We start from the raw sequence: 26,921 nt of genomic DNA, 5'->3' as shown, positions 1-26,921 counted from the left end.
GTAGGACGGAGCACGAGAAACTTTGTCTGAATATGGGGGGACCATCCTCCAAGGCTAAATACTACTGACTGACCGATAGTGAACTAGTACCGTGAGGGAAAGGCGAAAAGAACCCCGGAGAGGGGAGTGAAATAGATCCTGAAACCGTATGCGTACAAGCAGTGGGAGCCCACTTTGTTGGGTGACTGCGTACCTTTTGTATAATGGGTCAGCGACTTATTTTCAGTGGCGAGCTTAACCGAATAGGGGAGGCGTAGCGAAAGCGAGTCTTAATAGGGCGTCTAGTCGCTGGGAATAGACCCGAAACCGGGCGATCTATCCATGGGCAGGTTGAAGGTTAGGTAACACTGACTGGAGGACCGAACCGACTACCGTTGAAAAGTTAGCGGATGACCTGTGGATCGGAGTGAAAGGCTAATCAAGCTCGGAGATAGCTGGTTCTCCTCGAAAGCTATTTAGGTAGCGCCTCATGTATCACTGTAGGGGGTAGAGCACTGTTTCGGCTAGGGGGTCATCCCGACTTACCAAACCGATGCAAACTCCGAATACCTACAAGTGCCGAGCATGGGAGACACACGGCGGGTGCTAACGTCCGTCGTGAAAAGGGAAACAACCCAGACCGTCAGCTAAGGTCCCAAAGTTATGGTTAAGTGGGAAACGATGTGGGAAGGCTTAGACAGCTAGGAGGTTGGCTTAGAAGCAGCCACCCTTTAAAGAAAGCGTAATAGCTCACTAGTCGAGTCGGCCTGCGCGGAAGATGTAACGGGGCTCAAACCATACACCGAAGCTACGGGTATCACGCAAGTGATGCGGTAGAGGAGCGTTCTGTAAGCCTGTGAAGGTGAGTTGAGAAGCTTGCTGGAGGTATCAGAAGTGCGAATGCTGACATGAGTAACGACAATGGGTGTGAAAAACACCCACGCCGAAAGACCAAGGTTTCCTGCGCAACGTTAATCGACGCAGGGTTAGTCGGTCCCTAAGGCGAGGCTGAAAAGCGTAGTCGATGGAAAACAGGTTAATATTCCTGTACTTCTGGTTATTGCGATGGAGGGACGGAGAAGGCTAGGCCAGCTTGGCGTTGGTTGTCCAAGTTTAAGGTGGTAGGCTGAGATCTTAGGTAAATCCGGGATCTTAAGGCCGAGAGCTGATGACGAGTTACCCTTTGGGTGACGAAGTGGTTGATGCCATGCTTCCAAGAAAAGCTTCTAAGCTTCAGGTAACCAGGAACCGTACCCCAAACCGACACAGGTGGTTGGGTAGAGAATACCAAGGCGCTTGAGAGAACTCGGGTGAAGGAACTAGGCAAAATGGCACCGTAACTTCGGGAGAAGGTGCGCCGGTGAGGGTGAAGCACTTGCTGCGTAAGCCCACGCCGGTCGAAGATACCAGGCCGCTGCGACTGTTTATTAAAAACACAGCACTCTGCAAACACGAAAGTGGACGTATAGGGTGTGACGCCTGCCCGGTGCCGGAAGGTTAATTGATGGGGTTAGCTAACGCGAAGCTCTTGATCGAAGCCCCGGTAAACGGCGGCCGTAACTATAACGGTCCTAAGGTAGCGAAATTCCTTGTCGGGTAAGTTCCGACCTGCACGAATGGCGTAACGATGGCGGCGCTGTCTCCACCCGAGACTCAGTGAAATTGAAATCGCTGTGAAGATGCAGTGTATCCGCGGCTAGACGGAAAGACCCCGTGAACCTTTACTATAGCTTTGCACTGGACTTTGAATTTGCTTGTGTAGGATAGGTGGGAGGCTTTGAAGCGTGGACGCCAGTCTGCGTGGAGCCATCCTTGAAATACCACCCTGGCAACTTTGAGGTTCTAACTCAGGTCCGTTATCCGGATCGAGGACAGTGTATGGTGGGTAGTTTGACTGGGGCGGTCTCCTCCTAAAGAGTAACGGAGGAGTACGAAGGTGCGCTCAGACCGGTCGGAAATCGGTCGTAGAGTATAAAGGCAAAAGCGCGCTTGACTGCGAGACAGACACGTCGAGCAGGTACGAAAGTAGGTCTTAGTGATCCGGTGGTTCTGTATGGAAGGGCCATCGCTCAACGGATAAAAGGTACTCCGGGGATAACAGGCTGATACCGCCCAAGAGTTCATATCGACGGCGGTGTTTGGCACCTCGATGTCGGCTCATCACATCCTGGGGCTGAAGCCGGTCCCAAGGGTATGGCTGTTCGCCATTTAAAGTGGTACGCGAGCTGGGTTTAGAACGTCGTGAGACAGTTCGGTCCCTATCTGCCGTGGACGTTTGAGATTTGAGAGGGGCTGCTCCTAGTACGAGAGGACCGGAGTGGACGAACCTCTGGTGTTCCGGTTGTCACGCCAGTGGCATTGCCGGGTAGCTATGTTCGGAAAAGATAACCGCTGAAAGCATCTAAGCGGGAAACTTGCCTCAAGATGAGATCTCACTGGGACCTTGAGTCCCCTGAAGGGCCGTCGAAGACTACGACGTTGATAGGCAGGGTGTGTAAGCGCTGTGAGGCGTTGAGCTAACCTGTACTAATTGCCCGTGAGGCTTGACCATATAACACCCAAGCAATCTGTAGACTCGAAAGAGGCCAGATTGCGGTGTGTGAAGACGAGATGAACCGAAAGTTCGAGTCAAAACCCACAAACTATCGCATACCCATTCGCTGGAACGTGACCGCAAGGCACGCACTGGCTACCGAATTTCTTGACGACCATAGAGCATTGGAACCACCTGATCCCATCCCGAACTCAGAAGTGAAACGATGCATCGCCGATGGTAGTGTGGGGTTTCCCCATGTGAGAGTAGGTCATCGTCAAGATTAAATTCCGAAACCCCTATCTGCTGACGCAGGTAGGGGTTTTGTTTTGCCCGCAGGAAAGCGCTTGGGTGTTTCTATGCAACCGTCTTGTGCATGGCTATCATGCGGGCCTCGTTATCAGGCGCAGTTCGTATGCTCACGTTGCTAAAACTTCTGAAGGACGGCCGTTTCCATTCGGGCCAGGCGCTGGGTGCTGGGTTAGGTATCAGTCGTAGTGCGGTATGGAAACAATTGCAGCACCTGGAGGCGGAATTAGGCTTGTCTGTACATAAGGTTCGGGGCAAGGGGTATCGCCTGGCGAAGCCGCTGTTGCTTTTGGGTGCGGCCGAAATCCGCGCGGCAGAAGGCTGTGAGTGGCCTGTTCACCTGTTTGATTCCATTGACTCCACCAATGCCGAAGCGCTGCGGTCCATCGGGCGTGGGGTGGAAGCGCCATTCCTTGTTCTGGCCGAGCGGCAAATAGCCGGTCGGGGACGTCGCGGCCGCAGATGGGTCAGTCCATTCGCCGAAAATCTCTATTACAGTCTGGTGCTGCGCATTGACGGTGGCATGCGGCAGATTGAGGGGCTCAGTCTTGTCGTTGGGCTCGCCGTCATGCATTCGTTGCGTGATATGGGAGTTGTTGAGGCAGGGCTAAAGTGGCCTAACGATGTGTTGGTAGGTGAAAAGAAAATCGCCGGCATACTGCTTGAGCTGGTAGGGGACCCTGCGGACGTTTGTCACGTTGTCCTGGGTGTCGGCGTAAACGTGAATATGCAATCGACTGATGAGGTTGATCAGCAGTGGACGTCCATGAGCCTTGAAGCGGGTCGTGATTTTGACCGGAACGAGTTGGTGGCGCGAATGAGTGGAAAGCTTCAGGGGTATCTGGAGCTGCATCATGCGTCGGGATTTGCAGCGATCCAGTTGGAGTGGGAGCAATATCATTTGTGGCAGGGGCGGGCTGTGTCGCTGATTGCCGGTATCAATCGTATCGACGGCGTGGTGATGGGCATTGATCGCCAAGGTGCGCTGCGTTTGAAGGTGGATGGTGTGGAAAAGATATTCAGTGGTGGCGAGCTCAGCTTGAGGTTGCGTGATGATTCTTGAGCTTGATTGCGGCAACAGTTTTATCAAGTGGCGTGTTGTTCGTGCAGATGGCGTCACCCCTGTCGGCGGTGGGGTAGTCGGCTCGGATAGCGATTTGCTCGCGAGCCTGACAGGCTCAGATAAATTTCAGCTGAAGAAATGCCGTCTTGTCAGCGTCAGGACTCCTGAGGAGACCGATTCGTTGGTCGCCTCCCTGGTAGAGACATTTGGGGTCTCCGTGGCTCGCGCAACACCTACCCAAGAGATGGCGGGCGTTACAAACGGTTATGAAGACTATGAGCGCTTGGGGCTTGATCGATGGCTGGCTTTGCTCGGTGGGTACCACCTGGCTTCGGGCGCATGCCTGGTTCTGGATTTTGGTACGGCAATCACGGCAGATTTCGTAGCGCCTGACGGGCAGCACTTGGGAGGGTTCATCTGCCCTGGGATGCCTCTGATGCGTAACCAGTTACGTACCCATACCCGGCGAATCCGCTATGACGATACTGCTGCAGAACGGGCTCACGAGAGTCTTGCTCCTGGCAGGGCAACGGTCGAGGCGGTGGAGCGTGGTTGTATGCTGATGTTGAGAGGCTTCGTGCTGACTCAGCTCGAATTGGCGCGGCAATATTGGGGAGAGGATTTCGAGGTGTTTCTAACGGGAGGGGATGCCGATCTGGTTTCCGGGGTTGTTCCAGATGCCAAGGTGGTGCCTGACCTGGTTTTTGTTGGTTTGGCGATGGCTTGTCCTTTGTCTTGAGGTTTTCTATGCGGTGGCTGTTTTTATTGTTGCTGGTTTTAAATGGCTTCTATTACATCTGGCATCAGCAGGAGGTCCCGCTTCGCGCCAAGGATGTCACTCCGCTGAGCCTGTATCGGGGTTCGCAGCAAGACATTCATCTCTTGAGCGAGACGGCGGATGCGCTAGTCAGGCGTGAGCCGGGTAAATCGAGTGAAGGGCAAAAGAACTGCAATTACCTGGGTGGCTTCGTTCGCCCGGAGCTGGCCAGGCAATTGGAGCAGCGACTGGCTTCTTCGGGGGTTGCGGGCCGTACCGTTACGTTTAGCTCGCCAGCGTCTCCAGAGTCTGGTGGATTCTGGGTCCAGGTTCCACCGGACAGCGCGGCGAAGATGAATGAGGTGCTGCTTCAAAACCTTTCCAAAGATTTCAATGAGTTAAAACATAAAATAATGCCTTGCGAAGGGGTTGCGCCTGCTGGGTAGTTTGCATAGAATGGCGCCCGCTTCGCAGTGAAGACCTTTAACGGTCATCGGTACGAAGCGGCGTCAACGCAGCTAACCTCAGGTTTTTTATGAGAAAATGCTTGACAGAAGGCTGGCATGATATAGAATGCCGGCTCGCTTAGGAGGGGTTCCCGAGCGGCCAAAGGGATCAGACTGTAAATCTGACGTCTACGACTTCGAAGGTTCGAATCCTTCCCCCTCCACCATTTTTAGCGTGAGCTGCAAGCTCCGCGGGTATAGTTTAGTGGTAGAACCTCAGCCTTCCAAGCTGATGATGCGGGTTCGATTCCCGCTACCCGCTCCAAGTTTGCAGGTTGTGCAAAGTGTTTTGCTCTTGTAGCTCAGTTGGTAGAGCACACCCTTGGTAAGGGTGAGGTCAGCGGTTCAAATCCGCTCAAGAGCTCCATATTACAAGGCAGATATGAAAATATCTGCCTTTGTTTTAATGGCTCGTGTGAATCGCTAAATTCTTCTCCTAGGGGTGATTTCGATGGCTAAGGAAAAGTTCGAACGTAATAAGCCGCACGTCAACGTTGGTACCATTGGTCACGTCGACCACGGTAAAACCACGCTGACCGCTGCTCTGACCCGTGTCTGCTCCGAAGTTTTCGGTTCGGCCAAGGTTGACTTCGACAAGATCGACAGCGCCCCGGAAGAAAAAGCTCGCGGTATCACCATCAACACCGCTCACGTTGAATACGATTCGGCCGTGCGTCACTACGCGCACGTTGACTGCCCAGGTCACGCTGACTACGTAAAAAACATGATCACCGGTGCTGCCCAGATGGATGGTGCGATCCTGGTTTGCTCGGCCGCTGATGGTCCGATGCCGCAAACTCGTGAGCACATCCTGCTGTCCCGTCAGGTAGGCGTTCCGTACATCGTTGTCTTCCTGAACAAGGCTGACATGGTTGACGACGCTGAGCTGCTGGAACTGGTTGAGATGGAAGTGCGTGACCTGCTGAGCACTTACGATTTCCCTGGTGATGACACTCCAATCATCATCGGTTCGGCTCTGATGGCTCTGAACGGCCAAGACGACAACGAAATGGGTACCACTGCGGTCAAGAAGCTGGTTGAGACTCTGGACAGCTACATCCCAGAGCCTGAGCGCGCTATCGACAAGCCGTTCCTGATGCCAATCGAAGACGTATTCTCGATCTCTGGTCGCGGTACTGTTGTGACTGGTCGTGTTGAGCGTGGCATCGTCCGTATCCAGGAAGAAGTTGAGATCGTCGGTCTGCGCGACACTCAGAAAACTACCTGCACCGGCGTTGAGATGTTCCGCAAGCTGCTCGACGAAGGTCGTGCTGGCGAGAACTGCGGCGTGCTGCTGCGCGGCACCAAGCGTGACGACGTTGAGCGTGGCCAGGTTCTGGTCAAGCCGGGCACCGTCAAGCCGCACACCAAGTTCACCGCAGAAGTTTACGTTCTGAGCAAGGAAGAAGGCGGCCGTCATACTCCGTTCTTCAAAGGCTACCGTCCACAGTTCTACTTCCGTACAACTGACGTGACTGGTAACTGCGAGCTGCCAGAAGGCGTTGAAATGGTAATGCCAGGTGACAACATCCAGATGACTGTCACTCTGATCAAGACCATCGCGATGGAAGACGGTCTGCGTTTCGCTATCCGTGAAGGCGGTCGTACCGTCGGCGCCGGCGTCGTAGCCAAGGTCATCGAGTAAATAGTTGTAATGTCTTTTTCGGGCCGGCATAATGGTCGGCCTGATTTTGTTTTAGGTCAGTAGCTCAATTGGCAGAGCGACGGTCTCCAAAACCGTAGGTTGGGGGTTCGATTCCCTCCTGACCTGCCAGATTCACTTGGTGTGTCTGGCTTTCTTTTCACAGGATCTTCATAGATGACTCCTAAAGCTGAAGCTCAAGGCTCTCGCTTCGATCTGCTCAAGTGGCTAGTGGTAGTCGCTTTGGTGGTTGTTGGCGTTGTTGGCAATCAGTATTTTTCTGCTTCGCCGATCCTGTACCGCGTACTTGCATTGCTTGCTATTGCTGCTGTTGCTGCCTTTGTAGGCCTGCAAACAGCCAAGGGCAAGTCTTTCTTTGTACTCGCTAAGGAAGCTCGCACCGAGATTCGTAAAGTCGTATGGCCGACTCGCCAAGAAACCACGCAGACCACGTTGATCGTTGTGGCTGTTGTTCTGGTAATGGCGTTGCTGTTGTGGGGGCTTGATTCCCTGCTCGGCTGGCTTGTTTCCTTGATTGTTGGCTAAGGGTGTCCCGTGGCTAAGCGTTGGTACGTTGTGCATGCTTACTCGGGTTACGAGAAGCATGTAATGCGCTCGCTGATAGAGCGCGTAAAGCTGGCTGGCATGGAAGATGGCTTCGGCGAGATTCTGGTCCCCACTGAAGAAGTGGTGGAGATGCGTAACGGCCAGAAGCGCAAAAGTGAACGCAAGTTCTTTCCAGGCTATGTGCTGGTACAGATGGATATGAACGAAGGGACTTGGCACTTGGTCAAGGATACCCCTCGGGTGATGGGCTTCATCGGCGGAACCGCCGACAAGCCTGCGCCGATCACTGACAAAGAGGCAGAAGCAATTCTGCGTCGCGTCGCTGATGGTAGCGACAAGCCGAAGCCGAAGACGTTGTTTGAACCAGGTGAAGTTGTACGGGTCACTGATGGTCCATTCGCCGATTTCAATGGTACGGTCGAAGAAGTTAACTACGAAAAGAGCCGGATCCAAGTGGCAGTGCTCATTTTCGGTCGCTCTACTCCGGTAGAGTTGGAGTTCAGTCAGGTCGAAAAGGTCTGATTGAGCAGGCATCCCAACCCCGCAGCCCAAGGCTGTGGGGTTTTGTCGTCACTGGGATAAACGCGCAAGCAACCGGGGAGCCTTTCGAGGCGTTCGAACCCGTAATTGGAGTGCCTCATGGCCAAGAAGATTACCGCTTACATCAAGCTGCAAGTGAAGGCCGCTCAGGCTAACCCAAGCCCGCCCGTTGGTCCTGCACTGGGTCAGCATGGCGTGAACATCATGGAATTCTGCAAGGCTTTCAACGCCCGTACCCAGGGTCTTGAGCCAGGTCTGCCGACTCCAGTGATCATCACTGTCTACAGCGACCGTAGCTTCACTTTCGAAACAAAAAGCACCCCTGCTTCGGTTCTGCTGAAGAAGGCTGCAGGTTTGACCAGCGGTTCCGCTCGTCCAAACACCGTTAAGGTTGGCACCGTTACCCGTGCTCAGCTGGAAGAAATCGCGAAAACCAAAAACGCGGATCTGACTGCAGCTGATATGGATGCAGCCGTGCGTACTATCGCCGGTTCTGCTCGTAGCATGGGCCTTAACGTGGAGGGTGTGTAATGGCTAAGCTGACCAAGCGTCAAAAGGCTATCGCCGGCAAAATCGAAGCAGGCAAGGCCTACAACTTTGTAGACGCCGCCGCTCTGCTGGCCGAGCTGTCGACTGTCAAGTTCAGCGAGTCGTTCGACGTTGCTGTAAACCTGGGCGTTGACCCACGTAAATCCGACCAGGTCGTCCGTAGCGCTACCGTGCTGCCACACGGCACTGGCAAGACCGTACGTGTTGCCGTGTTCACCCAGGGCCCTGCAGCTGAAGCTGCTCTGGCTGCTGGCGCTGATCGCGTAGGCATGGACGACCTGGCTGCCGAAATGAAAGGCGGCGACCTGAACTATGACGTCGTGATCGCATCCCCGGATGCCATGCGTGTTGTAGGCCAGTTGGGTCAGATCCTCGGTCCACGTGGCCTGATGCCTAACCCTAAGGTTGGTACCGTAACTCCAGACGTAGCCACCGCGGTTAAAAACGCCAAGGCTGGTCAGGTTCGTTATCGCACCGACAAAAACGGCATTATCCACACTTCCGTTGGCAAGATCGGCTTCGACGCCGTCAAGCTGAAGGAAAACGTTGAAGCCCTGATCGCTGATCTGAAGCGTATCAAGCCAGCTTCTTCGAAAGGTATCTACGTCAAGCGCGTTACCCTGAGCACCACTATGGGCCCAGGTCTGATCATCGATCAGAGCTCGCTCGACGCGTAAGACTCAGGTTGGCGCAAGCGATTGCGCCAATCACATATTGGGGTCCCTGCCTGGCGGGGGCTGTCCAAGACCGTAGGCGACGCAAGTCTTAAACCACAAGCCTACGCAGATGGTGCTCCCGGTTCCTTACCGAATCAGACACCAAAACGACATTCGGTTTCGATCGGATGAAACGGTAACAAGCAGGAGTTAAACCCGTGGCAATTAAACTCGAAGACAAGAAGGCCATCGTCGCTGAAGTCAACGAGGCTGCCAAAGCTGCTCTGTCCGCTGTCGTGGCTGATGCCCGTGGCGTAACAGTAGGCGCTATGACCGGACTCCGTAAAGAGGCTCGTGAAGCTGGCGTTTACGTACGTGTTGTACGTAACACCCTGCTCAAGCGCGCTGTTGCTGACACTGAATACAGTGTTCTCAACGACGTGTTCACCGGCCCGACCTTGATCGCGTTCTCCACCCAACATCCAGGCGCTGCTGCCCGTTTGTTCAAGGAATTCGCCAAAGGTCAGGACAAGTTCGAGATTAAGGCAGCTGCGTTCGAGGGCAAGTTCCTCGCAGCTAACCAGATCGACGTACTGGCAACTCTGCCGACCCGTGACGAAGCAATTTCTCAGCTGATGAGCGTGATTCAAGGCGCAACCAGCAAATTGGCTCGTACTCTGGCGGCACTGCGCGACCAGAAAGAAGCTGCCGCAGCCTAAGGCTCGACACTCCTTTTCGCGTTTTTTGTTTATTTCGATGGTCGCGTAGGCCGTCCCCCAATCCAGGAATTTAGAGTCATGTCTATCTCTCAAAACGATATCCTCGAAGCCGTTGGCAACATGTCCGTAATGGAAGTTGTTGAACTGATCAAAGCTTTCGAAGAAAAATTCGGTGTTACCGCTGCTGCTGCTTCCGCTGGTCCAGCTGTTGCTGCTGCCGTTGCTGAAGAGCAAACCGAATTCAACGTCATGCTGACCGAAGCTGGCGAGAAGAAAGTTAACGTGATCAAGGCAGTACGTGAACTGACCGGTCTGGGCCTGAAAGAAGCCAAGGCTGTAGTTGACGGCGCTCCTGCCATGGTTCTGGAAGCTGTTGCCAAAGACGCAGCTGACAAAGCCAAAGCAGTACTGGAAGAAGCAGGCGCTAAAGTCGAGCTGAAGTAAGCATCGACTTTGCGTCTCCAGCCCGAGCGTTAAGCGACAGGCTGATGGCTGGTGGCTCTTGCCACCGGCCTTTTTCCGTTATTGGCAGCCGACTGGGTCGGTGCTGATCACGCGCTGTAACCACCCGATGTGGTGGCGCAAACCAAGGGGTTTGCACGATTTTCTGGCTGCTCCCGTCGGGAGGGGCCAAACAAGCAGGTGACCAAGCTGGGGAACGCTGATGGCTTACTCATATACTGAGAAAAAACGTATCCGCAAGGACTTTAGCAAGTTGCCGGACGTCATGGATGTGCCGTACCTCCTGGCCATCCAGCTGGATTCGTATCGTGAATTCTTGCAAGCGGGAGCGACTAAAGATCAGTTCCGCGACGTGGGCCTGCATGCGGCCTTCAAATCCGTTTTCCCGATCATCAGCTACTCCGGCAATGCTGCGCTGGAGTACGTCGGTTATCGCCTGGGCGAGCCGGCATTTGATGTCAAAGAATGCGTATTGCGCGGTGTGACTTACGCCGTACCTTTGCGGGTAAAAGTGCGCCTGATCATTTTCGACAAAGAATCGTCGAACAAAGCGATCAAGGACATCAAAGAGCAAGAAGTCTACATGGGTGAAATCCCCCTGATGACTGAAAACGGTACCTTCGTAATCAACGGTACCGAGCGTGTAATCGTTTCCCAGCTGCACCGTTCTCCGGGCGTGTTCTTCGACCACGACCGTGGCAAGACGCACAGCTCCGGCAAACTGCTCTACTCCGCGCGCATCATTCCTTATCGCGGTTCGTGGCTGGACTTCGAGTTCGACCCGAAAGACTGCGTATTCGTGCGTATCGACCGTCGTCGCAAGCTGCCTGCATCGGTACTGCTGCGCGCGCTCGGCTATACCACCGAGGAAGTGCTGGACGCGTTCTACACCACCAACGTCTTCCATGTGCAGGGTGAAAACCTGAGCCTGGAGTTGGTGCCTCAGCGCCTGCGCGGTGAAATCGCCGTCCTGGATATCCAGGATGACAAGGGCAAGGTTATTGTCGAGCAAGGTCGTCGTATCACCGCTCGCCACATCAACCAGCTGGAAAAAGCCGGGATCAAAGAGCTGCAGGTGCCGATGGACTACGTCCTGGGTCGCACCACCGCCAAGGTCATCGTGCATCCGGCCACTGGCGAGATCATTGCCGAGTGCAACACCGAGCTGACCACCGAGATCCTGGCGAAAATCGCCAAGGCTCAGGTTGTTCGCATCGAGACTCTGTACACCAACGATATCGACTGCGGTCCGTTCATCTCCGATACGCTGAAGATCGACTCCACCGGCAACCAACTGGAAGCCCTGGTAGAGATCTATCGCATGATGCGTCCTGGCGAGCCACCAACCAAGGATGCCGCCGAGACCCTGTTCAACAACCTGTTCTTCAGCCCTGAGCGCTATGACCTGTCTGCGGTCGGCCGGATGAAGTTCAACCGTCGTATCGGTCGTACCGAGATCGAAGGTTCGGGCGTGCTGAACAAGGACGACATCGTTGCGGTGCTCAAGACCCTGGTCGACATCCGTAACGGCAAAGGCATCGTCGATGACATCGACCACCTGGGTAACCGTCGTGTCCGCTGCGTAGGCGAGATGGCCGAAAACCAGTTCCGTGTTGGCCTGGTGCGTGTCGAGCGCGCGGTCAAGGAACGTCTGTCGATGGCTGAAAGCGAAGGCCTGATGCCGCAAGACCTGATCAACGCCAAGCCAGTGGCTGCGGCGGTGAAGGAGTTCTTCGGTTCGAGCCAGCTGTCGCAGTTCATGGACCAGAACAACCCGCTGTCCGAGATCACCCACAAGCGTCGTGTCTCCGCACTCGGCCCAGGCGGTCTGACTCGTGAGCGTGCAGGCTTCGAAGTTCGTGACGTACACCCGACTCACTACGGTCGCGTATGCCCGATCGAAACGCCGGAAGGTCCGAACATCGGTCTGATCAACTCCCTGGCTGCCTATGCGCGCACCAACCAGTACGGTTTCCTTGAAAGCCCGTACCGTGTGGTGAAAGACGCCCTGGTTACCGACGAGATCGTATTCCTGTCCGCCATCGAAGAAGCTGATCATGTGATCGCCCAGGCTTCGGCCACGATGAACGACAAGAAAGTCCTGACCGACGAGCTGGTAGCGGTTCGTCACTTGAACGAGTTCACCGTCAAGGCGCCGGAAGACGTCACCCTGATGGACGTATCGCCCAAGCAGGTAGTTTCGGTTGCTGCGTCGCTGATCCCGTTCCTCGAGCACGACGACGCCAACCGTGCGTTGATGGGTTCGAACATGCAGCGTCAAGCTGTACCGACCCTGCGTGCCGACAAGCCGCTGGTAGGTACCGGCATGGAGCGTAACGTTGCCCGCGACTCCGGCGTTTGCGTCGTGGCTCGTCGTGGTGGCGTGATCGACTCCGTCGATGCCAGCCGTATCGTGGTTCGTGTTGCCGATGACGAAGTTGAAACTGGCGAAGCCGGTGTCGACATCTACAACCTGACCAAGTACACCCGCTCCAACCAGAACACCTGCATCAACCAGCGTCCGCTGGTGAGCAAGGGTGATCGGGTTCAGCGCAGCGACATCATGGCCGACGGCCCGTCCACCGACATGGGTGAACTGGCACTGGGTCAGAACATGCGCATCGCGTTCATGGCATGGAACGGCTTCAACTTCGAAGACTCCATCTGCCTGTCCGAGCGTGTGGTTCAGGAAGACCGCTTCACCACGATCCACATTCAGGAACTGACCTGTGTGGCCCGTGACACCAAGCTTGGCCCGGAAGAAATCACTGCGGACATCCCGAACGTGGGTGAGGCTGCACTGAACAAGCTGGACGAAGCCGGTATCGTTTACGTAGGTGCCGAAGTAGGCGCAGGCGACATCCTGGTCGGCAAGGTCACTCCGAAAGGCGAGACCCAACTGACTCCGGAAGAGAAACTGCTGCGTGCCATCTTCGGTGAAAAAGCCAGCGACGTGAAAGACACCTCCCTGCGTGTGCCTACCGGCACCAAGGGTACCGTCATCGACGTACAGGTCTTCACCCGTGACGGTGTCGAGCGTGATGCTCGTGCATTGTCCATCGAGAAGACTCAGCTCGACGAGATCCGCAAGGATCTGAACGAAGAGTTCCGTATCGTTGAAGGCGCGACTTTCGAACGTCTGCGTTCCGCTCTGGTAGGCCACAAGGCAGAAGGCGGCGCAGGCCTGAAGAAAGGTCAGGAAATCACCGACGAAGTTCTCGACGGTCTTGAGCATGGTCAGTGGTTCAAACTGCGCATGGCTGAAGACGCTCTGAACGAGCAGCTCGAGAAGGCCCAGGCCTACATCGTTGATCGCCGCCGTCTGCTGGACGACAAGTTCGAAGACAAGAAGCGCAAACTGCAGCAGGGCGATGACCTGGCTCCAGGCGTGCTGAAGATCGTCAAGGTTTACCTGGCAATCCGTCGTCGCATCCAGCCGGGCGACAAGATGGCCGGTCGTCACGGTAACAAAGGTGTGGTCTCGGTGATCATGCCAGTTGAAGACATGCCGCACGATGCCAACGGCACCCCGGTCGATGTGGTCCTCAACCCGTTGGGCGTACCTTCGCGTATGAACGTCGGTCAGATCCTCGAAACCCACCTGGGCCTTGCGGCCAAAGGTCTGGGCGAGAAGATCAACCGCATGATCGAAGAGCAGCGCAAGGTCGCGGACCTGCGTAAGTTCCTGCACGAGATCTACAACGAGATCGGCGGGCGCAACGAAGAGCTGGATACCTTCTCCGACCAGGAAATCCTGGATCTGGCGAAGAACCTGCGCGGCGGCGTTCCAATGGCTACCCCGGTGTTCGACGGTGCCAAGGAAAGCGAAATCAAGGCCATGCTGAAACTGGCAGACCTGCCGGAAAGCGGCCAGATGCAGCTGTTCGACGGCCGTACCGGCAACAAGTTCGAGCGTCCGGTTACCGTTGGCTACATGTACATGCTGAAGCTGAACCACTTGGTAGACGACAAGATGCACGCTCGTTCTACCGGTTCTTACAGCCTGGTTACCCAGCAGCCGCTGGGTGGTAAGGCGCAGTTCGGTGGTCAGCGTTTCGGGGAGATGGAGGTCTGGGCACTGGAAGCGTACGGTGCTGCTTACACTCTGCAAGAAATGCTCACAGTGAAGTCGGACGATGTGAACGGCCGGACCAAGATGTACAAGAACATCGTGGACGGCGATCACCGTATGGAGCCGGGCATGCCCGAGTCCTTCAACGTGTTGATCAAGGAAATTCGTTCCCTCGGCATCGATATCGATCTGGAAACCGAATAACACGTGACGCGAATCGAGAGCGGGGCTGTCTTGCCCGCTCTCTGCTCCGCCAGGAGGAAAGGCCTTGAAAGACCTACTGAATTTGCTGAAAAACCAGGGTCAAGTCGAAGAGTTCGACGCCATCCGTATTGGACTGGCCTCGCCTGAGATGATCCGTTCGTGGTCGTTCGGTGAAGTTAAAAAGCCGGAAACCATCAACTACCGTACGTTCAAACCCGAGCGTGACGGCCTGTTCTGCGCCAAGATCTTTGGCCCGGTAAAGGATTACGAGTGCCTGTGCGGTAAGTACAAGCGCTTGAAGCATCGCGGCGTGATCTGCGAGAAGTGCGGCGTTGAAGTTGCGCTGGCAAAAGTTCGTCGTGAGCGCATGGCGCACATCGAGCTGGCTTCGCCGGTTGCCCACATCTGGTTCCTGAAATCGCTGCCGTCCCGTATCGGCTTGCTGATGGACATGACCCTGCGTGATATCGAGCGCGTTCTCTACTTCGAGAGCTATGTCGTTATCGATCCAGGCATGACCACCCTTGAAAAAGGCCAGTTGCTCAACGACGAGCAATACTTCGAAGCGCTGGAAGAGTTCGGCGACGATTTCGATGCCCGCATGGGTGCCGAAGCTGTCCGCGAGCTGCTGCACGCTATCGACCTGGAGCACGAGATTGGTCGTCTGCGCGAAGAGATTCCGCAAACCAACTCCGAAACCAAGATCAAGAAGCTGTCCAAGCGTCTGAAGTTGATGGAAGCCTTCCAGGGTTCCGGCAACCTGCCAGAGTGGATGGTGCTGACCGTTCTGCCGGTACTGCCGCCAGACCTGCGTCCACTGGTTCCGCTTGATGGCGGTCGTTTCGCGACTTCCGACCTCAACGATCTGTATCGTCGAGTGATCAACCGTAACAACCGCTTGAAGCGCCTGCTCGATCTGTCCGCTCCGGACATCATCGTGCGCAACGAAAAGCGTATGTTGCAGGAAGCGGTCGACGCACTGCTCGACAACGGTCGCCGTGGCCGCGCTATCACCGGTTCGAACAAGCGTCCTCTGAAATCCCTGGCTGACATGATCAAGGGTAAGCAAGGTCGTTTCCGCCAGAACTTGCTCGGTAAGCGTGTTGACTACTCGGGTCGTTCGGTAATTACCGTAGGTCCGACCCTGCGTCTGCACCAGTGCGGTCTGCCTAAGAAAATGGCACTGGAACTGTTCAAGCCGTTCATTTTCGGCAAGCTGGAAATGCGTGGTCTCGCTACCACCATCAAAGCCGCCAAGAAAATGGTCGAGCGCGAGCTGCCAGAAGTCTGGGACGTTCTTGCCGAAGTAATTCGCGAACACCCAGTGCTGCTCAACCGTGCACCGACCCTTCACCGTCTGGGTATCCAGGCGTTTGAACCGGTACTGATCGAAGGCAAGGCTATCCAGCTGCACCCTCTGGTCTGTGCTGCGTACAACGCCGACTTCGACGGCGACCAGATGGCCGTGCACGTACCGCTGACGCTGGAAGCCCAGCTCGAAGCGCGTGCGTTGATGATGTCGACCAACAACATCCTGTCGCCAGCCAACGGTGAGCCAATCATCGTTCCGTCGCAGGACGTTGTATTGGGTCTGTACTACATGACGCGTGAAGCGATCAACGCCAAGGGCGAAGGTCGTGTTTTCGCGGACCTGCAGGAAGTCGACCGGGTGTTCCGTGCTGGCGAAGCCGCACTGCACGCCAAGGTCAAGGTGCGGATCAACGAGACCGTTAACGATCGTGATGGTGGCAGCGTCAAGAACACTCGCATCGTCGACACCACTGTCGGCCGTGCGCTGTTGTTCCAGGTTGTTCCACCTGGCCTGTCGTTTGACGTCGTCAACCTGCCGATGAAGAAAAAGGCGATCTCCAAGCTGATCAACCAGTGCTACCGCGTGGTTGGTCTGAAAGAGACCGTGATCTTCGCTGACCAGCTGATGTACACCGGTTTTGCCTATTCGACCATCTCCGGCGTTTCCATCGGTGTTAACGACTTCGTTATCCCTGATGAAAAAGCCCGCATCATCGGTGCTGCCACCGAGGAAGTGAAAGAGATCGAGAGCCAGTACGCGTCCGGCCTGGTAACCCAGGGCGAGAAGTACAACAAGGTAATCGACCTGTGGTCGAAGGCGAACGACGAAGTATCCAAGGCGATGATGGCCAACCTCTCGAAAGAGAAGGTCATCGACCGCCACGGCAACGAAGTCGACCAGGAATCGTTCAACTCGATGTACATGATGGCCGACTCGGGCGCACGGGGTTCTGCTGCGCAGATCCGTCAGCTCGCCGGTATGCGTGGCCTGATGGCCAAGCCGGACGGCTCCATCATCGAGACGCCGATTACCGCGAACTTCCGTGAAGGTTTGAGCGTACTTCAGTACTTCATCTCCACTCACGGTGCTCGTAAGGGTCTTGCGGATACCGCGTTGAAAACCGCGAACTCCGGTTACCTGACTCGTCGTCTGGTAGACGTGGCGCAGGATCTGGTTGTGACCGAGATCGATTGCGGCACCGAACACGGCCTGGTCATGACGCCGCACATTGAAGGCGGTGACGTTGTCGAGCCGCTGGGTGAGCGCGTATTGGGTCGTGTCATTGCCCGTGACGTGTTCAAGCCGGGTACCGAGGACGTTATCGTTCCTGCGGGCACCCTGGTTGACGAGAAGTGGGTCGAGTTCATCGAGCTCAACAGCATCGACGAAGTGATCGTACGTTCGCCGATCAGCTGCGAAACCCGCTACGGCATCTGCGCCAAGTGCTACGGCCGCGATCTGGCTCGTGGTCACCAGGTGAACATCGGTGAAGCGGTCGGCGTTATTGCTGCCCAGTCCATTGGTGAGCCGGGTACCCAGCTGACCATGCGTACGTTCCACATCGGTGGTGCGGCAAGCCGGACCTCCGCGGCCGACAGCGTTCAGGTGAAGAATGGCGGTACTGTCCGTCTGCACAACCTGAAGCACGTTGAGCGTGTCGACGGTCACCTGGTGGCTGTGTCCCGTTCCGGTGAGCTGGCGATTGCCGACGACTTCGGTCGTGAGCGCGAGCGCTACAAGCTGCCGTACGGTGCGGTGATTTCGGTGAAGGAAGGCGATAAGGTCGACGCTGGCGCTATCGTGGCCAAGTGGGATCCGCACACTCACCCGATCGTTACCGAAATGAAAGGTACCGTGACCTACGTGGGCATGGAAGAAGGCATCACGATCAAGCGTCAGACTGACGAATTGACCGGTATGACCAACATTGAGGTACTCGACGCCAAAGATCGTCCAGCTGCCGGCAAGGACATCCGTCCAGCCGTGAAGATGGTCGACGACAACGGCAAGGATCTGTTGCTGCCAGGCACTGACGTAATCGCTCAGTACTTCCTGCCAGCCAACGCCTTGGTCGGTGTGGCGGACGGCGCGCGGATCGCGATCGGTGATGTTATCGCTCGTATTCCGCAAGAAACTTCGAAAACCCGCGACATCACCGGTGGTCTGCCGCGTGTTGCCGACCTGTTCGAAGCCCGTCGTCCGAAAGAAGCCTCGATTCTGGCTGAAGTCAGCGGCACCATCGCGTTCGGTAAAGAGACCAAGGGCAAGCGCCGTCTGGTCATCACCCCGAACGACGGTAGCGATCCGTACGAAGAACTGATTCCGAAGTGGCGTCACCTGAACGTCTTCGAAGGCGAACAGGTAAACCGCGGCGAAGTTATTTCCGACGGTCCGAGCGATCCACACGACATCCTGCGTCTGCTGGGTGTGAGTGCGCTGGCCAAGTACATCGTGAACGAGATCCAGGACGTTTATCGTCTGCAAGGCGTGAAGATCAACGACAAGCACATCGAGACCATCCTGCGTCAGATGCTGCGTAAAGTTGAGATCTCCGAGTCCGGCGATTCCAGCTTCATCAAGGGCGACCAGATGGAACTGACTCACGTACTGGTGGAGAACGAGCGCCTGGCGAACGAGGACAAGTTCCTTGCCAAGTTCACTCGCGTACTGCTGGGTATCACCAAGGCGTCGTTGTCCACCGAATCGTTCATCTCGGCGGCTTCCTTCCAGGAAACCACGCGGGTACTGACCGAAGCGGCGGTAACCGGCAAGCGCGACTACCTGCGCGGCCTGAAAGAAAACGTGGTCGTGGGTCGTCTGATCCCGGCCGGTACCGGTTTGGCCTACCACAGCGAGCGCAAGCGCCGCCGTGAAGCAGACAAGCCGTTGCGCGTAAGCGCCAGTGAAGTGGAAGCTGCACTGACCGAAGCACTGAACTCGAGTGGTAACTGAGTTCTGAGCTGATTGAGTGCCTGGCCCTGGTCGCCCCGTTCGGCGGATCGAGACAAATTGTCGAGATCCGGCGGGTGGGGAGGTCGGGGCCTTGCCTTGACTGGGGACAAGATCCTCTTTAGACTCTTGATCCCCTAAATTTGGCGGGAATTCGTTCCTGCCATTTTGCTTTTCTTGTAAGACAATAGCGTCGCAAGACAACAGTGGAGCTAGTAGATGGCAACTATCAACCAGCTGGTACGTCAGCCGCGTAAGCGTATCGTCGAGAAATCCGACGTGCCTGCGCTGCAGAACTGCCCGCAACGTCGTGGCGTATGCACCCGTGTGTATACCACCACGCCGAAAAAACCTAACTCGGCACTGCGTAAAGTATGCCGTGTGCGCCTGACCAACGGTTTCGAGGTTTCCTCGTACATCGGCGGTGAAGGCCACAACCTGCAAGAGCACAGCGTGGTACTGATCCGCGGCGGTCGTGTAAAAGACTTGCCAGGTGTTCGTTACCACACCGTCCGCGGTTCTTTGGATACTTCCGGCGTCAAAGGTCGTAACCAGGGTCGTTCGAAGTACGGTACCAAGCGTCCGAAGTAATCGGTCGTTTTGCAGTTTTTCATTTTTATTGAGTCGATAAGAGTAAGGTCGGGCAAGCGTGAGCTGTCCCGGGCTAACCTGAAGACCGCTTGAGGGCTTATCATGCCAAGACGTCGCGTAGCAGCCAAACGTGAGATTCTGGACGATCCGAAATACGGAAGCCAGATCCTCGCCAAGTTCATGAACCACGTTATGGAGAGCGGCAAGAAAGCCGTTGCCGAGCGTATTGTTTATGGCGCACTGGACAAAGTTAAGGAACGCAAGAACAGCGATCCCCTGGAAATCTTCGAGAAAGCTCTCGACGCCATCGCTCCGCTGGTCGAAGTGAAGTCGCGCCGTGTAGGCGGTGCTACTTACCAGGTTCCGGTCGAAGTTCGTCCTTCCCGTCGTAACGCCCTGGCAATGCGCTGGCTGGTAGACTTCGCCCGCAAGCGCGGCGAGAAGTCCATGGCTCTGCGTTTGGCTGGTGAACTGTTGGACGCTGCTGAAGGTAAAGGTGCTGCAGTTAAGAAGCGTGAAGACGTGCACCGTATGGCTGAAGCCAACAAGGCTTTCTCGCACTACCGCTTCTAATTTTAGCGTCACTCAATTTGCGAGGGCTTTATGGCTCGTACTACACCGATTAATCGCTACCGTAACATCGGTATCGTTGCTCACGTGGATGCTGGTAAGACCACCACCACCGAGCGCGTCCTTTTTTACACCGGCAAAAGTCACAAAATGGGCGAGGTGCATGACGGCGCCGCGACCACAGACTGGATGGTGCAGGAGCAGGAGCGTGGTATTACCATTACTTCTGCTGCTATCACCGCCTTCTGGAAAGGTTCCGAGAAGCAGTACCCGCACGAGCATCGCTTCAACGTTATCGATACCCCGGGCCACGTAGACTTCACCATTGAAGTTGAACGTTCCCTGCGTGTACTCGACGGCGCGGTCGTTGTGTTCTGCGGTACTTCGGGTGTTGAGCCTCAGTCGGAAACCGTATGGCGTCAGGCCAACAAATACGGCGTTCCACGTCTTGTTTACGTAAACAAGATGGACCGTGCTGGTGCCAACTTCCTGCGCGTGATCGCTCAGATCAAGCAGCGTCTGGGTCACACTCCGGTGCCGATCCAGTTGGCTATCGGTTCCGAAGACAACTTCCAGGGTCAGATCGATCTGATCAACATGCAAGCTGTCTACTGGAACGATTCCGACAAGGGCATGGTTCCTGTTCGCAAGGACATTCCTGCTGAATTGCTGGAAGAAGCCGAGAAGTGGCGCGGCAACATGGTCGAGGCTGCGGCCGAAGCCAACGAAGAGCTGATGAACAAGTACCTCGAGGGTGAAGAGCTCACCAACGAGGAAATCAAGGCCGCTCTGCGTCAGCGTACTATCGCTGGTGAGATCGTTCTGGCTGTTTGCGGTTCTTCCTTCAAGAACAAGGGTGTTCCCCTGGTTCTCGACGCCGTTATCGACTTCCTGCCTGCTCCAACCGACATTCCTGCTATCAAGGGTTCCAACCCGGATAACGAGGAAGAGGAAATGGAGCGTCACGCAAGTGACGACGAGCCGTTCGCGGCTTTGGCATTCAAGATCGCTACCGACCCATTCGTGGGTACCTTGACCTTTGTTCGGGTTTACTCGGGCGTGTTGGCCTCCGGCGACGGCGTGATCAACTCGGTAAAAGGCAAGAAAGAGCGTGTGGGTCGTATGGTGCAGATGCACGCAAACGCCCGTGAAGAAATCAAGGAAGTACGCGCTGGTGACATCGCGGCCTTGATCGGCATGAAGGACGTCACCACTGGCGAAACCTTGTGCAACGCTGACAAGCCAATCATCCTGGTTCGCATGGACTTCCCGGAGCCGGTTATCTCGGTAGCCGTTGAGCCCAAGACCAAGGATGACCAGGAAAAAATGGGTATCGCTCTGGGCAAACTTGCTCAGGAAGACCCGTCTTTCCGCGTCAAGACTGATGAAGAGACTGGTCAGACGATCATCTCCGGCATGGGCGAGCTGCACCTGGACATCCTGGTTGACCGGATGCGCCGTGAGTTCAACGTCGAAGCCAACATCGGCAAGCCTCAGGTTTCCTATCGTGAGCGCATCACGAAGAACTGTGAAATCGAAGGCAAGTTCGTTCGCCAATCCGGCGGTCGTGGCCAGTTCGGTCACTGCTGGATCCGTTTTGCACCGGCTGACGAAGGTCAGGAAGGTCTGCAATTCGTGAACGAAGTCGTAGGTGGTGTTGTTCCTAAGGAATACATCCCGGCGATCCAGAAGGGTATCGAAGAGCAGATGAAGAACGGCGTTGTTGCCGGCTATCCGCTGATCGGCCTGAAGGCAACAGTGTTTGATGGTTCTTACCACGACGTCGACTCCAACGAGATGGCGTTCAAGGTGGCTGCTTCCATGGCAACCAAGCAACTGGCCCAGAAGGGCGGTGGTGAGTTGCTCGAGCCGATCATGGCAGTAGAAGTCGTTACGCCTGAAGACTACATGGGTGATGTCATGGGCGACCTTAACCGTCGTCGTGGCATGATTCTGGGTATGGAAGATACGGTTTCCGGCAAGGTTATCCGCGCCGAGGTTCCGTTGGGTGAAATGTTCGGTTACGCGACCGACGTTCGTTCCATGTCTCAGGGTCGCGCAAGCTACTCTATGGAATTCAAAAAATACAATACAGCTCCGTCGCATATCGTCGAGACTGTTACTAAAAAGCAAGGCTGATTCAGCCCTTTAGGCAAGGAGTTAATTGTCGTGGCTAAAGAAAAATTTGATCGTTCCCTACCGCACGTCAACGTTGGCACCATTGGTCACGTTGACCACGGTAAAACCACTCTGACCGCTGCTCTGACTCGCGTCTGCTCCGAAGTTTTCGGTTCGGCCGTTGTTGCTTTCGACAAAATCGACAGCGCTCCGGAAGAAAAGGCTCGTGGTATCACCATCAACACCGCGCACGTTGAGTACAACTCTTCGATTCGTCACTACGCTCACGTTGACTGCCCAGGTCACGCTGACTATGTGAAGAACATGATCACCGGTGCTGCCCAGATGGACGGCGCGATCCTGGTTTGCTCGGCCGCCGATGGTCCGATGCCACAAACCCGTGAGCACATCCTGCTGTCCCGTCAGGTAGGCGTTCCGTACATCGTTGTCTTCCTGAACAAGGCTGACATGGTTGACGACGCTGAGCTGCTGGAACTGGTTGAGATGGAAGTGCGCGATCTGCTGAGCACTTACGACTTCCCAGGTGATGACACCCCAATCATCATCGGTTCGGCTCTGATGGCTCTGAACGGCCAGGACGACAACGAAATGGGTACCACCGCTGTGAAGCGTCTGGTAGAAACTCTGGACAGCTACATCCCAGAGCCAGTTCGTGTTATCGACAAGCCGTTCCTGATGCCTATCGAAGACGTATTCTCGATCTCCGGTCGCGGTACTGTTGTGACTGGTCGTATCGAGCGCGGTATCGTCAAGGTTCAGGATCCGCTGGAAATCGTAGGTCTGCGTGACACCACCGTCACCACCTGCACCGGTGTTGAAATGTTCCGTAAGCTGCTCGACGAAGGTCGTGCTGGCGAGAACTGCGGCGTTCTGCTGCGTGGTACCAAGCGTGACGACGTTGAGCGTGGCCAGGTTCTGGTTAAGCCGGGTTCGGTCAAGCCGCACACCAAGTTCGAAGCTGAAGTGTACGTTCTGAGCAAAGAAGAAGGCGGTCGTCACACTCCGTTCTTCAAAGGCTACCGTCCACAGTTCTACTTCCGGACCACTGACGTGACCGGTAACTGCGAGCTGCCGGAAGGCGTTGAAATGGTAATGCCAGGCGACAACATCAAAATGGTTGTCACCCTGATCAAGACCATCGCAATGGAAGACGGTCTGCGTTTCGCTATCCGTGAAGGCGGTCGTACCGTCGGCGCTGGCGTCGTAGCCAAAATCATCGAGTAAGACTCTCTTGTAGAGTTGGCTCGGTGAGTTGAAAAGCCCCCGCTTAGCGGGGGCTTTTTTATTGGGTTGACACCTATCGGGGGCGTCTATAGAATTGCGCCTCCTTTTAACGGGCGTATTGCGCCCGGTGGGAATAGCAGCCGGAGTCTGAAATCCAATGCAAAATCAGCAAATCCGTATCAGGTTGAAGGCTTTTGACCATCGCCTGATCGACCAATCCACCCAGGAAATCGTGGAAACCGCGAAACGTACTGGTGCTCAAGTGCGTGGTCCAATTCCACTGCCTACCCGTAAAGAGCGGTTCACCGTTCTGGTCTCCCCGCACGTCAACAAAGACGCGCGTGACCAGTACGAGATCCGTACTCATAAGCGCGTTCTGGACATCGTCCAGCCAACGGATAAAACCGTTGATGCTCTTATGAAGCTCGATCTTGCGGCCGGTGTGGAAGTGCAGATCAGCCTCGGCTAAGACTCGGTCTTAGTCGTGTAACGCTCTGAAATGGGCGGCCATAGCGGGTGAAAGCCCCGTACACTCATGAGGTTTACAACATGACTATTGGTGTAGTCGGTCGTAAATGCGGTATGACCCGTATTTTCACCGAAGAAGGTGTCTCCATTCCGGTCACGGTCATTGAGATCGAGCCGAATCGCGTCACCCAGTTCAAAACTGAAGAGACCGATGGCTATCGTGCAGTGCAAGTCACTGTCGGCGAGCGTCGTGCTTCGCGTGTAACAGCTGCTCAAGCTGGCCACTTCGCCAAGGCGAACGTTGCCGCTGGTCGTACCGTAATGGAATTCCGCCTTGAAGAAGGTGAGTACCAGGCCGGCGATCTGATCAACGCTGAAATCTTCGCCGCTGGCCAACTGGTTGATGTAACCGGTCAGTCCAAGGGTAAAGGCTTCCAGGGTACGATCAAGCGTTGGAACTTCCGCGGGCAAGATAACACCCACGGTAACTCCGTATCCCACCGCGTTCCAGGCTCTATCGGCCAGTGCCAGACTCCTGGTCGTGTATTCAAGGGCAAAAAAATGTCCGGTCATATGGGCGCCGAGCGCGTGACCGTGCAGTCCCTCGAAGTAGTGCGCGTGGACGCTGAACGCAATCTGTTGTTGGTCAAGGGCGCTGTTCCTGGCGCTACTGGCGGCAACTTGGTTGTACGTCCAGCAGCCAAGGCTCGCGGTTAAGGGGAAGCTGACATGCAATTAAATGTAAATGACGCTCAAGCGATCGAAGTTTCCGAACTGACATTTGGCGGCGAATTCAACGAGACGCTGGTTCACCAAGCAGTCGTGGCCTACATGGCCGGCGGCCGTCAAGGTAGCAAGCAGCAAAAGACCCGTTCCGACGTTCGTGGTGGCGGTAAGCGCCCATGGCGTCAGAAAGGTACTGGCCGTGCTCGTGCCGGTACTATCCGTAGCCCTATCTGGCGTGGCGGCGGTACCACTTTCGCAGCTCGTCCTCAGGATCACACCCAGAAGCTGAACAAGAAGATGTATCGCGCAGCAATGCGTTCCATCCTTGCTGAGCTGGTGCGTACTGATCGTCTGGTCGTGGTTCAGGACTTCGCTGTTGAAGCACCGAAAACCAAAGATCTGCTGAACAAGCTGAATGGCATGGGCCTGACTGACGTCCTGATCGTGTCTGACGCTGTTGATCAGAACCTGTACCTGGCTGCTCGCAACCTGCCACACGTCGATGTCCGTGACGTGCAAGGTTCCGATCCGGTCAGTCTGATCGCATACGACAAGGTGTTGATCACCGTGTCGGCCGTGAAGAAATTCGAGGAGCTGCTGGGATGAACCAGGAACGCGTATTTAAAGTTCTGCTTGGCCCGCACGTTTCCGAGAAGGCTACGGTTCTGGCAGACAAGAAAGGCCAGTTCGTTTTCAAGGTTGCAACCGATGCAACCAAGCTGGAAATCAAGAAGGCCGTCGAAAGCCTGTTCAGCGTGAAAGTAGAGCGCGTTACTACCCTGAACATTCTGGGTAAGAGCAAGCGCACTGCTCGCGGTCTGGGCAAGCGTAATGACTGGAAGAAGGCAGTTATCTCCCTTCAGCCAGGCCAAGATCTCGATTTCAGCAGCAGTGCTGAGTAAGGAAGGGGTGCATCATGGCAATCGTTAAATGCAAACCGACTTCCCCTGGCCGCCGTTTTGTGGTCAAGGTGGTCAACCAGGAGCTGCATAAAGGCGCTCCTCACGCACCGCTGCTCGAGAAAAAATCGAAGTCTGGTGGTCGTAACAACAATGGCCGTATTACCACTCGTCACATTGGTGGTGGTCATAAGCAGCATTATCGTCTGGTCGACTTCCGTCGCAACGACAAGGATGGCATCGCTGCCACCGTCGAGCGTATCGAATACGATCCAAACCGTACTGCTCACATCGCTCTGCTGCTGTACGCAGATGGCGAGCGTCGCTACATCATCGCCCCTAAAGGCGTGAGCGCTGGCGACCAGCTGATCGCAGGTGCTCTGGCACCGATCAAGCCGGGCAACGCTCTGCAACTGCGCAACATTCCAGTTGGTAGCACCGTACACGGCATCGAATTGAAGCCAGGTAAAGGCGCGCAAATCGCTCGTTCCGCTGGTGCTTCGGCTCAGCTGATCGCTCGTGAAGGTGTCTACGTGACCCTGCGTCTGCGTTCTGGTGAGATGCGTAAAGTCCTGGCTGAATGCCGTGCGACCCTGGGCGAAGTCTCGAACTCCGAGCACAGCCTGCGTTCGTTGGGTAAAGCTGGTGCCAAGCGCTGGCGTGGCGTTCGCCCAACCGTTCGTGGTGTTGCCATGAACCCGGTTGACCACCCACATGGTGGTGGTGAAGGTCGTACCTCTGGTGGTCGTCATCCGGTATCGCCATGGGGCTTCCCGACTAAGGGCGCGAAGACTCGTGGTAATAAGCGTACCGACAAAATGATCGTCCGTCGTCGCAAGTAAATAGAGGGATACGACAGTGCCACGTTCTCTGAAAAAAGGTCCTTTTATTGATCTTCACCTACTGAAGAAGATCGAAGTGGCGGCGGAAAAGAACGATCGCAAACCAGTTAAGACCTGGTCGCGTCGTTCGATGATCCTGCCACAGATGGTCGGTCTGACCATCGCTGTACACAACGGTCGCCAGCACGTCCCAGTTCTCGTGAACGAAGACATGGTCGGCCACAAACTGGGCGAGTTCGCCGGTACCCGCACATATCGTGGGCACGTGGCTGACAAGAAAGCCAAGCGTTAAGGGGTAAGGAAATGGAAGTAGCCGCTAAGTTGTCGGGCGCTCGAATCTCCGCCCAGAAAGCCCGCTTGGTCGCCGACCAGATCCGCGGGAAGAAGGTGGGCGAAGCGCTCAACCTGTTGGCTTTCAGCAGTAAGAAAGCCGCCGAGATCATGAAAAAAGTGCTGGAGTCGGCCGTAGCCAACGCCGAGCATAACGAAGGCGCAGACGTTGATGACCTGAAGGTCAGCACCGTTTTCGTCAACGAAGGGCGTTCGCTGAAGCGCATCATGCCACGTGCCAAAGGCCGTGCTGATCGCATCGTCAAGCGGTCTTGCCATATCACTGTCAAGGTTGCTGACAAGTAACGGAGTC

General features: G+C 55.6%; 23 protein-coding genes, 4 tRNA genes and 2 rRNA genes (1 of these 29 running past the window's edge). All 29 read left to right on the top strand.

Annotated features, from left to right (window positions below; genetic code table 11):
- Positions 1 to 2,530, top strand: a 23S ribosomal RNA gene (locus J3P91_RS24705); it begins 362 nt to the left of the window's first position.
- Positions 2,531 to 2,679: 149 nt separating this feature from the next.
- Positions 2,680 to 2,795: ribosomal RNA gene (gene rrf, locus J3P91_RS24700) — 5S ribosomal RNA — on the top strand.
- A 132-nt stretch (positions 2,796 to 2,927) separates the two neighbouring features.
- Positions 2,928 to 3,884, top strand: coding sequence for a bifunctional biotin--[acetyl-CoA-carboxylase] ligase/biotin operon repressor BirA (birA, locus tag J3P91_RS24695; protein ID WP_434601991.1), 957 nt, complete (start codon positions 2,928 to 2,930; stop codon positions 3,882 to 3,884).
- Positions 3,874 to 4,623 carry a pantothenate kinase gene (locus J3P91_RS24690; protein WP_434601989.1) on the top strand — a complete coding sequence of 250 codons (750 nt, stop codon included), beginning with the start codon at positions 3,874 to 3,876 and terminating at the stop codon, positions 4,621 to 4,623. Before birA ends, J3P91_RS24690 begins: the two co-directional genes overlap by 11 nt.
- Before the next feature lie 8 nt (positions 4,624 to 4,631).
- Positions 4,632 to 5,087, top strand: coding sequence for a hypothetical protein (locus tag J3P91_RS24685; protein ID WP_434571469.1), 456 nt, complete (start codon positions 4,632 to 4,634; stop codon positions 5,085 to 5,087).
- A gap of 142 nt (positions 5,088 to 5,229) precedes the next feature.
- Positions 5,230 to 5,314: transfer RNA gene (locus tag J3P91_RS24680), tRNA-Tyr, on the top strand.
- Between the two features lie 24 nt (positions 5,315 to 5,338).
- Positions 5,339 to 5,412 (top strand) — tRNA-Gly (locus J3P91_RS24675).
- 26 nt (positions 5,413 to 5,438) lie between these two features.
- Positions 5,439 to 5,514, top strand: a tRNA-Thr gene (locus J3P91_RS24670).
- Positions 5,515 to 5,598: 84 nt separating this feature from the next.
- Complete coding sequence (gene tuf, locus J3P91_RS24665; protein ID WP_003186103.1) at positions 5,599 to 6,792, top strand: elongation factor Tu; 1,194 nt, start codon at positions 5,599 to 5,601, stop codon at positions 6,790 to 6,792.
- A gap of 53 nt (positions 6,793 to 6,845) precedes the next feature.
- Positions 6,846 to 6,921: transfer RNA gene (locus tag J3P91_RS24660), tRNA-Trp, on the top strand.
- A gap of 45 nt (positions 6,922 to 6,966) precedes the next feature.
- Positions 6,967 to 7,335, top strand: a complete 369-nt coding sequence (secE, locus tag J3P91_RS24655) for a preprotein translocase subunit SecE (RefSeq protein WP_024776457.1) — start codon at positions 6,967 to 6,969, stop codon at positions 7,333 to 7,335.
- A 9-nt stretch (positions 7,336 to 7,344) separates the two neighbouring features.
- Positions 7,345 to 7,878: a transcription termination/antitermination protein NusG gene (nusG, locus tag J3P91_RS24650; protein ID WP_010443972.1), complete on the top strand. Its 534-nt coding sequence runs from the start codon at positions 7,345 to 7,347 to the stop codon at positions 7,876 to 7,878.
- A 117-nt stretch (positions 7,879 to 7,995) separates the two neighbouring features.
- Positions 7,996 to 8,427: a 50S ribosomal protein L11 gene (gene rplK, locus J3P91_RS24645; protein WP_003176435.1), complete on the top strand. Its 432-nt coding sequence runs from the start codon at positions 7,996 to 7,998 to the stop codon at positions 8,425 to 8,427.
- Positions 8,427 to 9,122, top strand: a complete 696-nt coding sequence (gene rplA / locus J3P91_RS24640; RefSeq protein ID WP_030138521.1) for a 50S ribosomal protein L1 — start codon at positions 8,427 to 8,429, stop codon at positions 9,120 to 9,122. Before rplK ends, rplA begins: the two co-directional genes overlap by 1 nt.
- 197 nt (positions 9,123 to 9,319) lie before the next feature.
- The gene (gene rplJ / locus J3P91_RS24635) at positions 9,320 to 9,820 is read left to right on the top strand and encodes a 50S ribosomal protein L10 (RefSeq protein ID WP_003206099.1); all 501 of its coding nucleotides are present in this window, start codon (positions 9,320 to 9,322) and stop codon (positions 9,818 to 9,820) included.
- A 78-nt stretch (positions 9,821 to 9,898) separates the two neighbouring features.
- A complete protein-coding gene (gene rplL, locus J3P91_RS24630; RefSeq protein ID WP_003206098.1) occupies positions 9,899 to 10,264 on the top strand; it encodes a 50S ribosomal protein L7/L12 in 366 nt (121 codons plus the stop codon).
- 220 nt (positions 10,265 to 10,484) lie between these two features.
- Entirely contained in the window at positions 10,485 to 14,558 is a 4,074-nt protein-coding gene (gene rpoB, locus J3P91_RS24625) for a DNA-directed RNA polymerase subunit beta (protein WP_434571472.1), read from the top strand.
- Between the two features lie 64 nt (positions 14,559 to 14,622).
- The gene (gene rpoC / locus J3P91_RS24620; RefSeq protein WP_305498443.1) at positions 14,623 to 18,822 is read left to right on the top strand and encodes a DNA-directed RNA polymerase subunit beta'; all 4,200 of its coding nucleotides are present in this window, start codon (positions 14,623 to 14,625) and stop codon (positions 18,820 to 18,822) included.
- Positions 18,823 to 19,038: 216 nt separating this feature from the next.
- Positions 19,039 to 19,410 (top strand): 30S ribosomal protein S12, encoded by a 372-nt coding sequence (gene rpsL, locus J3P91_RS24615; RefSeq protein WP_003186084.1) that lies wholly within the window; start codon positions 19,039 to 19,041, stop codon positions 19,408 to 19,410.
- 102 nt (positions 19,411 to 19,512) lie between these two features.
- Positions 19,513 to 19,983 carry a 30S ribosomal protein S7 gene (gene rpsG / locus J3P91_RS24610; protein ID WP_003186074.1) on the top strand — a complete coding sequence of 157 codons (471 nt, stop codon included), beginning with the start codon at positions 19,513 to 19,515 and terminating at the stop codon, positions 19,981 to 19,983.
- Positions 19,984 to 20,013: 30 nt separating this feature from the next.
- Positions 20,014 to 22,119, top strand: coding sequence for an elongation factor G (gene fusA / locus J3P91_RS24605; RefSeq protein ID WP_053125865.1), 2,106 nt, complete (start codon positions 20,014 to 20,016; stop codon positions 22,117 to 22,119).
- 30 nt (positions 22,120 to 22,149) lie between these two features.
- A complete protein-coding gene (gene tuf / locus J3P91_RS24600) occupies positions 22,150 to 23,343 on the top strand; it encodes an elongation factor Tu (RefSeq protein WP_003186071.1) in 1,194 nt (397 codons plus the stop codon).
- Between the two features lie 157 nt (positions 23,344 to 23,500).
- A complete protein-coding gene (gene rpsJ / locus J3P91_RS24595; RefSeq protein WP_003186070.1) occupies positions 23,501 to 23,812 on the top strand; it encodes a 30S ribosomal protein S10 in 312 nt (103 codons plus the stop codon).
- 80 nt (positions 23,813 to 23,892) lie between these two features.
- Positions 23,893 to 24,528, top strand: coding sequence for a 50S ribosomal protein L3 (rplC, locus tag J3P91_RS24590; protein WP_003186059.1), 636 nt, complete (start codon positions 23,893 to 23,895; stop codon positions 24,526 to 24,528).
- A 12-nt stretch (positions 24,529 to 24,540) separates the two neighbouring features.
- On the top strand, positions 24,541 to 25,143 hold the full coding sequence (gene rplD, locus J3P91_RS24585; protein WP_186615425.1) for a 50S ribosomal protein L4: 603 nt from the start codon (positions 24,541 to 24,543) through the stop codon (positions 25,141 to 25,143).
- Entirely contained in the window at positions 25,140 to 25,439 is a 300-nt protein-coding gene (rplW, locus tag J3P91_RS24580; RefSeq protein WP_275928280.1) for a 50S ribosomal protein L23, read from the top strand. The genes rplD and rplW overlap by 4 nt, the downstream gene beginning before the upstream one ends.
- 14 nt (positions 25,440 to 25,453) lie before the next feature.
- On the top strand, positions 25,454 to 26,278 hold the full coding sequence (gene rplB / locus J3P91_RS24575; protein WP_003186055.1) for a 50S ribosomal protein L2: 825 nt from the start codon (positions 25,454 to 25,456) through the stop codon (positions 26,276 to 26,278).
- A gap of 16 nt (positions 26,279 to 26,294) precedes the next feature.
- Positions 26,295 to 26,570: a 30S ribosomal protein S19 gene (gene rpsS / locus J3P91_RS24570; protein WP_002555486.1), complete on the top strand. Its 276-nt coding sequence runs from the start codon at positions 26,295 to 26,297 to the stop codon at positions 26,568 to 26,570.
- A gap of 11 nt (positions 26,571 to 26,581) precedes the next feature.
- Positions 26,582 to 26,914 carry a 50S ribosomal protein L22 gene (gene rplV, locus J3P91_RS24565; RefSeq protein WP_003103908.1) on the top strand — a complete coding sequence of 111 codons (333 nt, stop codon included), beginning with the start codon at positions 26,582 to 26,584 and terminating at the stop codon, positions 26,912 to 26,914.
- Positions 26,915 to 26,921: the final 7 nt, after the last annotated feature.

This window comes from Pseudomonas sp. Z4-7 (genome assembly GCF_051131965.1).
Lineage (GTDB): Bacteria > Pseudomonadota > Gammaproteobacteria > Pseudomonadales > Pseudomonadaceae > Aquipseudomonas.
The sequence above is the reverse complement of the archived record's forward strand: the minus strand, read 5'-3'. Positions and strand labels throughout refer to the sequence as shown.

Coding starts and splice junctions, on each gene's coding strand:
- birA (WP_434601991.1), top strand. CDS start 2,928: ATGCTCACGTTGCTAAAACTTCTGAAGGACGGCCGTTTCCATTCGGGC.
- J3P91_RS24690 (WP_434601989.1), top strand. CDS start 3,874: ATGATTCTTGAGCTTGATTGCGGCAACAGTTTTATCAAGTGGCGTGTT.
- J3P91_RS24685 (WP_434571469.1), top strand. CDS start 4,632: ATGCGGTGGCTGTTTTTATTGTTGCTGGTTTTAAATGGCTTCTATTAC.
- tuf (WP_003186103.1), top strand. CDS start 5,599: ATGGCTAAGGAAAAGTTCGAACGTAATAAGCCGCACGTCAACGTTGGT.
- secE (WP_024776457.1), top strand. CDS start 6,967: ATGACTCCTAAAGCTGAAGCTCAAGGCTCTCGCTTCGATCTGCTCAAG.
- rplK (WP_003176435.1), top strand. CDS start 7,996: ATGGCCAAGAAGATTACCGCTTACATCAAGCTGCAAGTGAAGGCCGCT.
- rplA (WP_030138521.1), top strand. CDS start 8,427: ATGGCTAAGCTGACCAAGCGTCAAAAGGCTATCGCCGGCAAAATCGAA.
- rplL (WP_003206098.1), top strand. CDS start 9,899: ATGTCTATCTCTCAAAACGATATCCTCGAAGCCGTTGGCAACATGTCC.
- rpoB (WP_434571472.1), top strand. CDS start 10,485: ATGGCTTACTCATATACTGAGAAAAAACGTATCCGCAAGGACTTTAGC.
- rpsL (WP_003186084.1), top strand. CDS start 19,039: ATGGCAACTATCAACCAGCTGGTACGTCAGCCGCGTAAGCGTATCGTC.
- rpsG (WP_003186074.1), top strand. CDS start 19,513: ATGCCAAGACGTCGCGTAGCAGCCAAACGTGAGATTCTGGACGATCCG.
- fusA (WP_053125865.1), top strand. CDS start 20,014: ATGGCTCGTACTACACCGATTAATCGCTACCGTAACATCGGTATCGTT.
- rpsJ (WP_003186070.1), top strand. CDS start 23,501: ATGCAAAATCAGCAAATCCGTATCAGGTTGAAGGCTTTTGACCATCGC.
- rplC (WP_003186059.1), top strand. CDS start 23,893: ATGACTATTGGTGTAGTCGGTCGTAAATGCGGTATGACCCGTATTTTC.
- rplD (WP_186615425.1), top strand. CDS start 24,541: ATGCAATTAAATGTAAATGACGCTCAAGCGATCGAAGTTTCCGAACTG.
- rplW (WP_275928280.1), top strand. CDS start 25,140: ATGAACCAGGAACGCGTATTTAAAGTTCTGCTTGGCCCGCACGTTTCC.
- rplB (WP_003186055.1), top strand. CDS start 25,454: ATGGCAATCGTTAAATGCAAACCGACTTCCCCTGGCCGCCGTTTTGTG.
- rplV (WP_003103908.1), top strand. CDS start 26,582: ATGGAAGTAGCCGCTAAGTTGTCGGGCGCTCGAATCTCCGCCCAGAAA.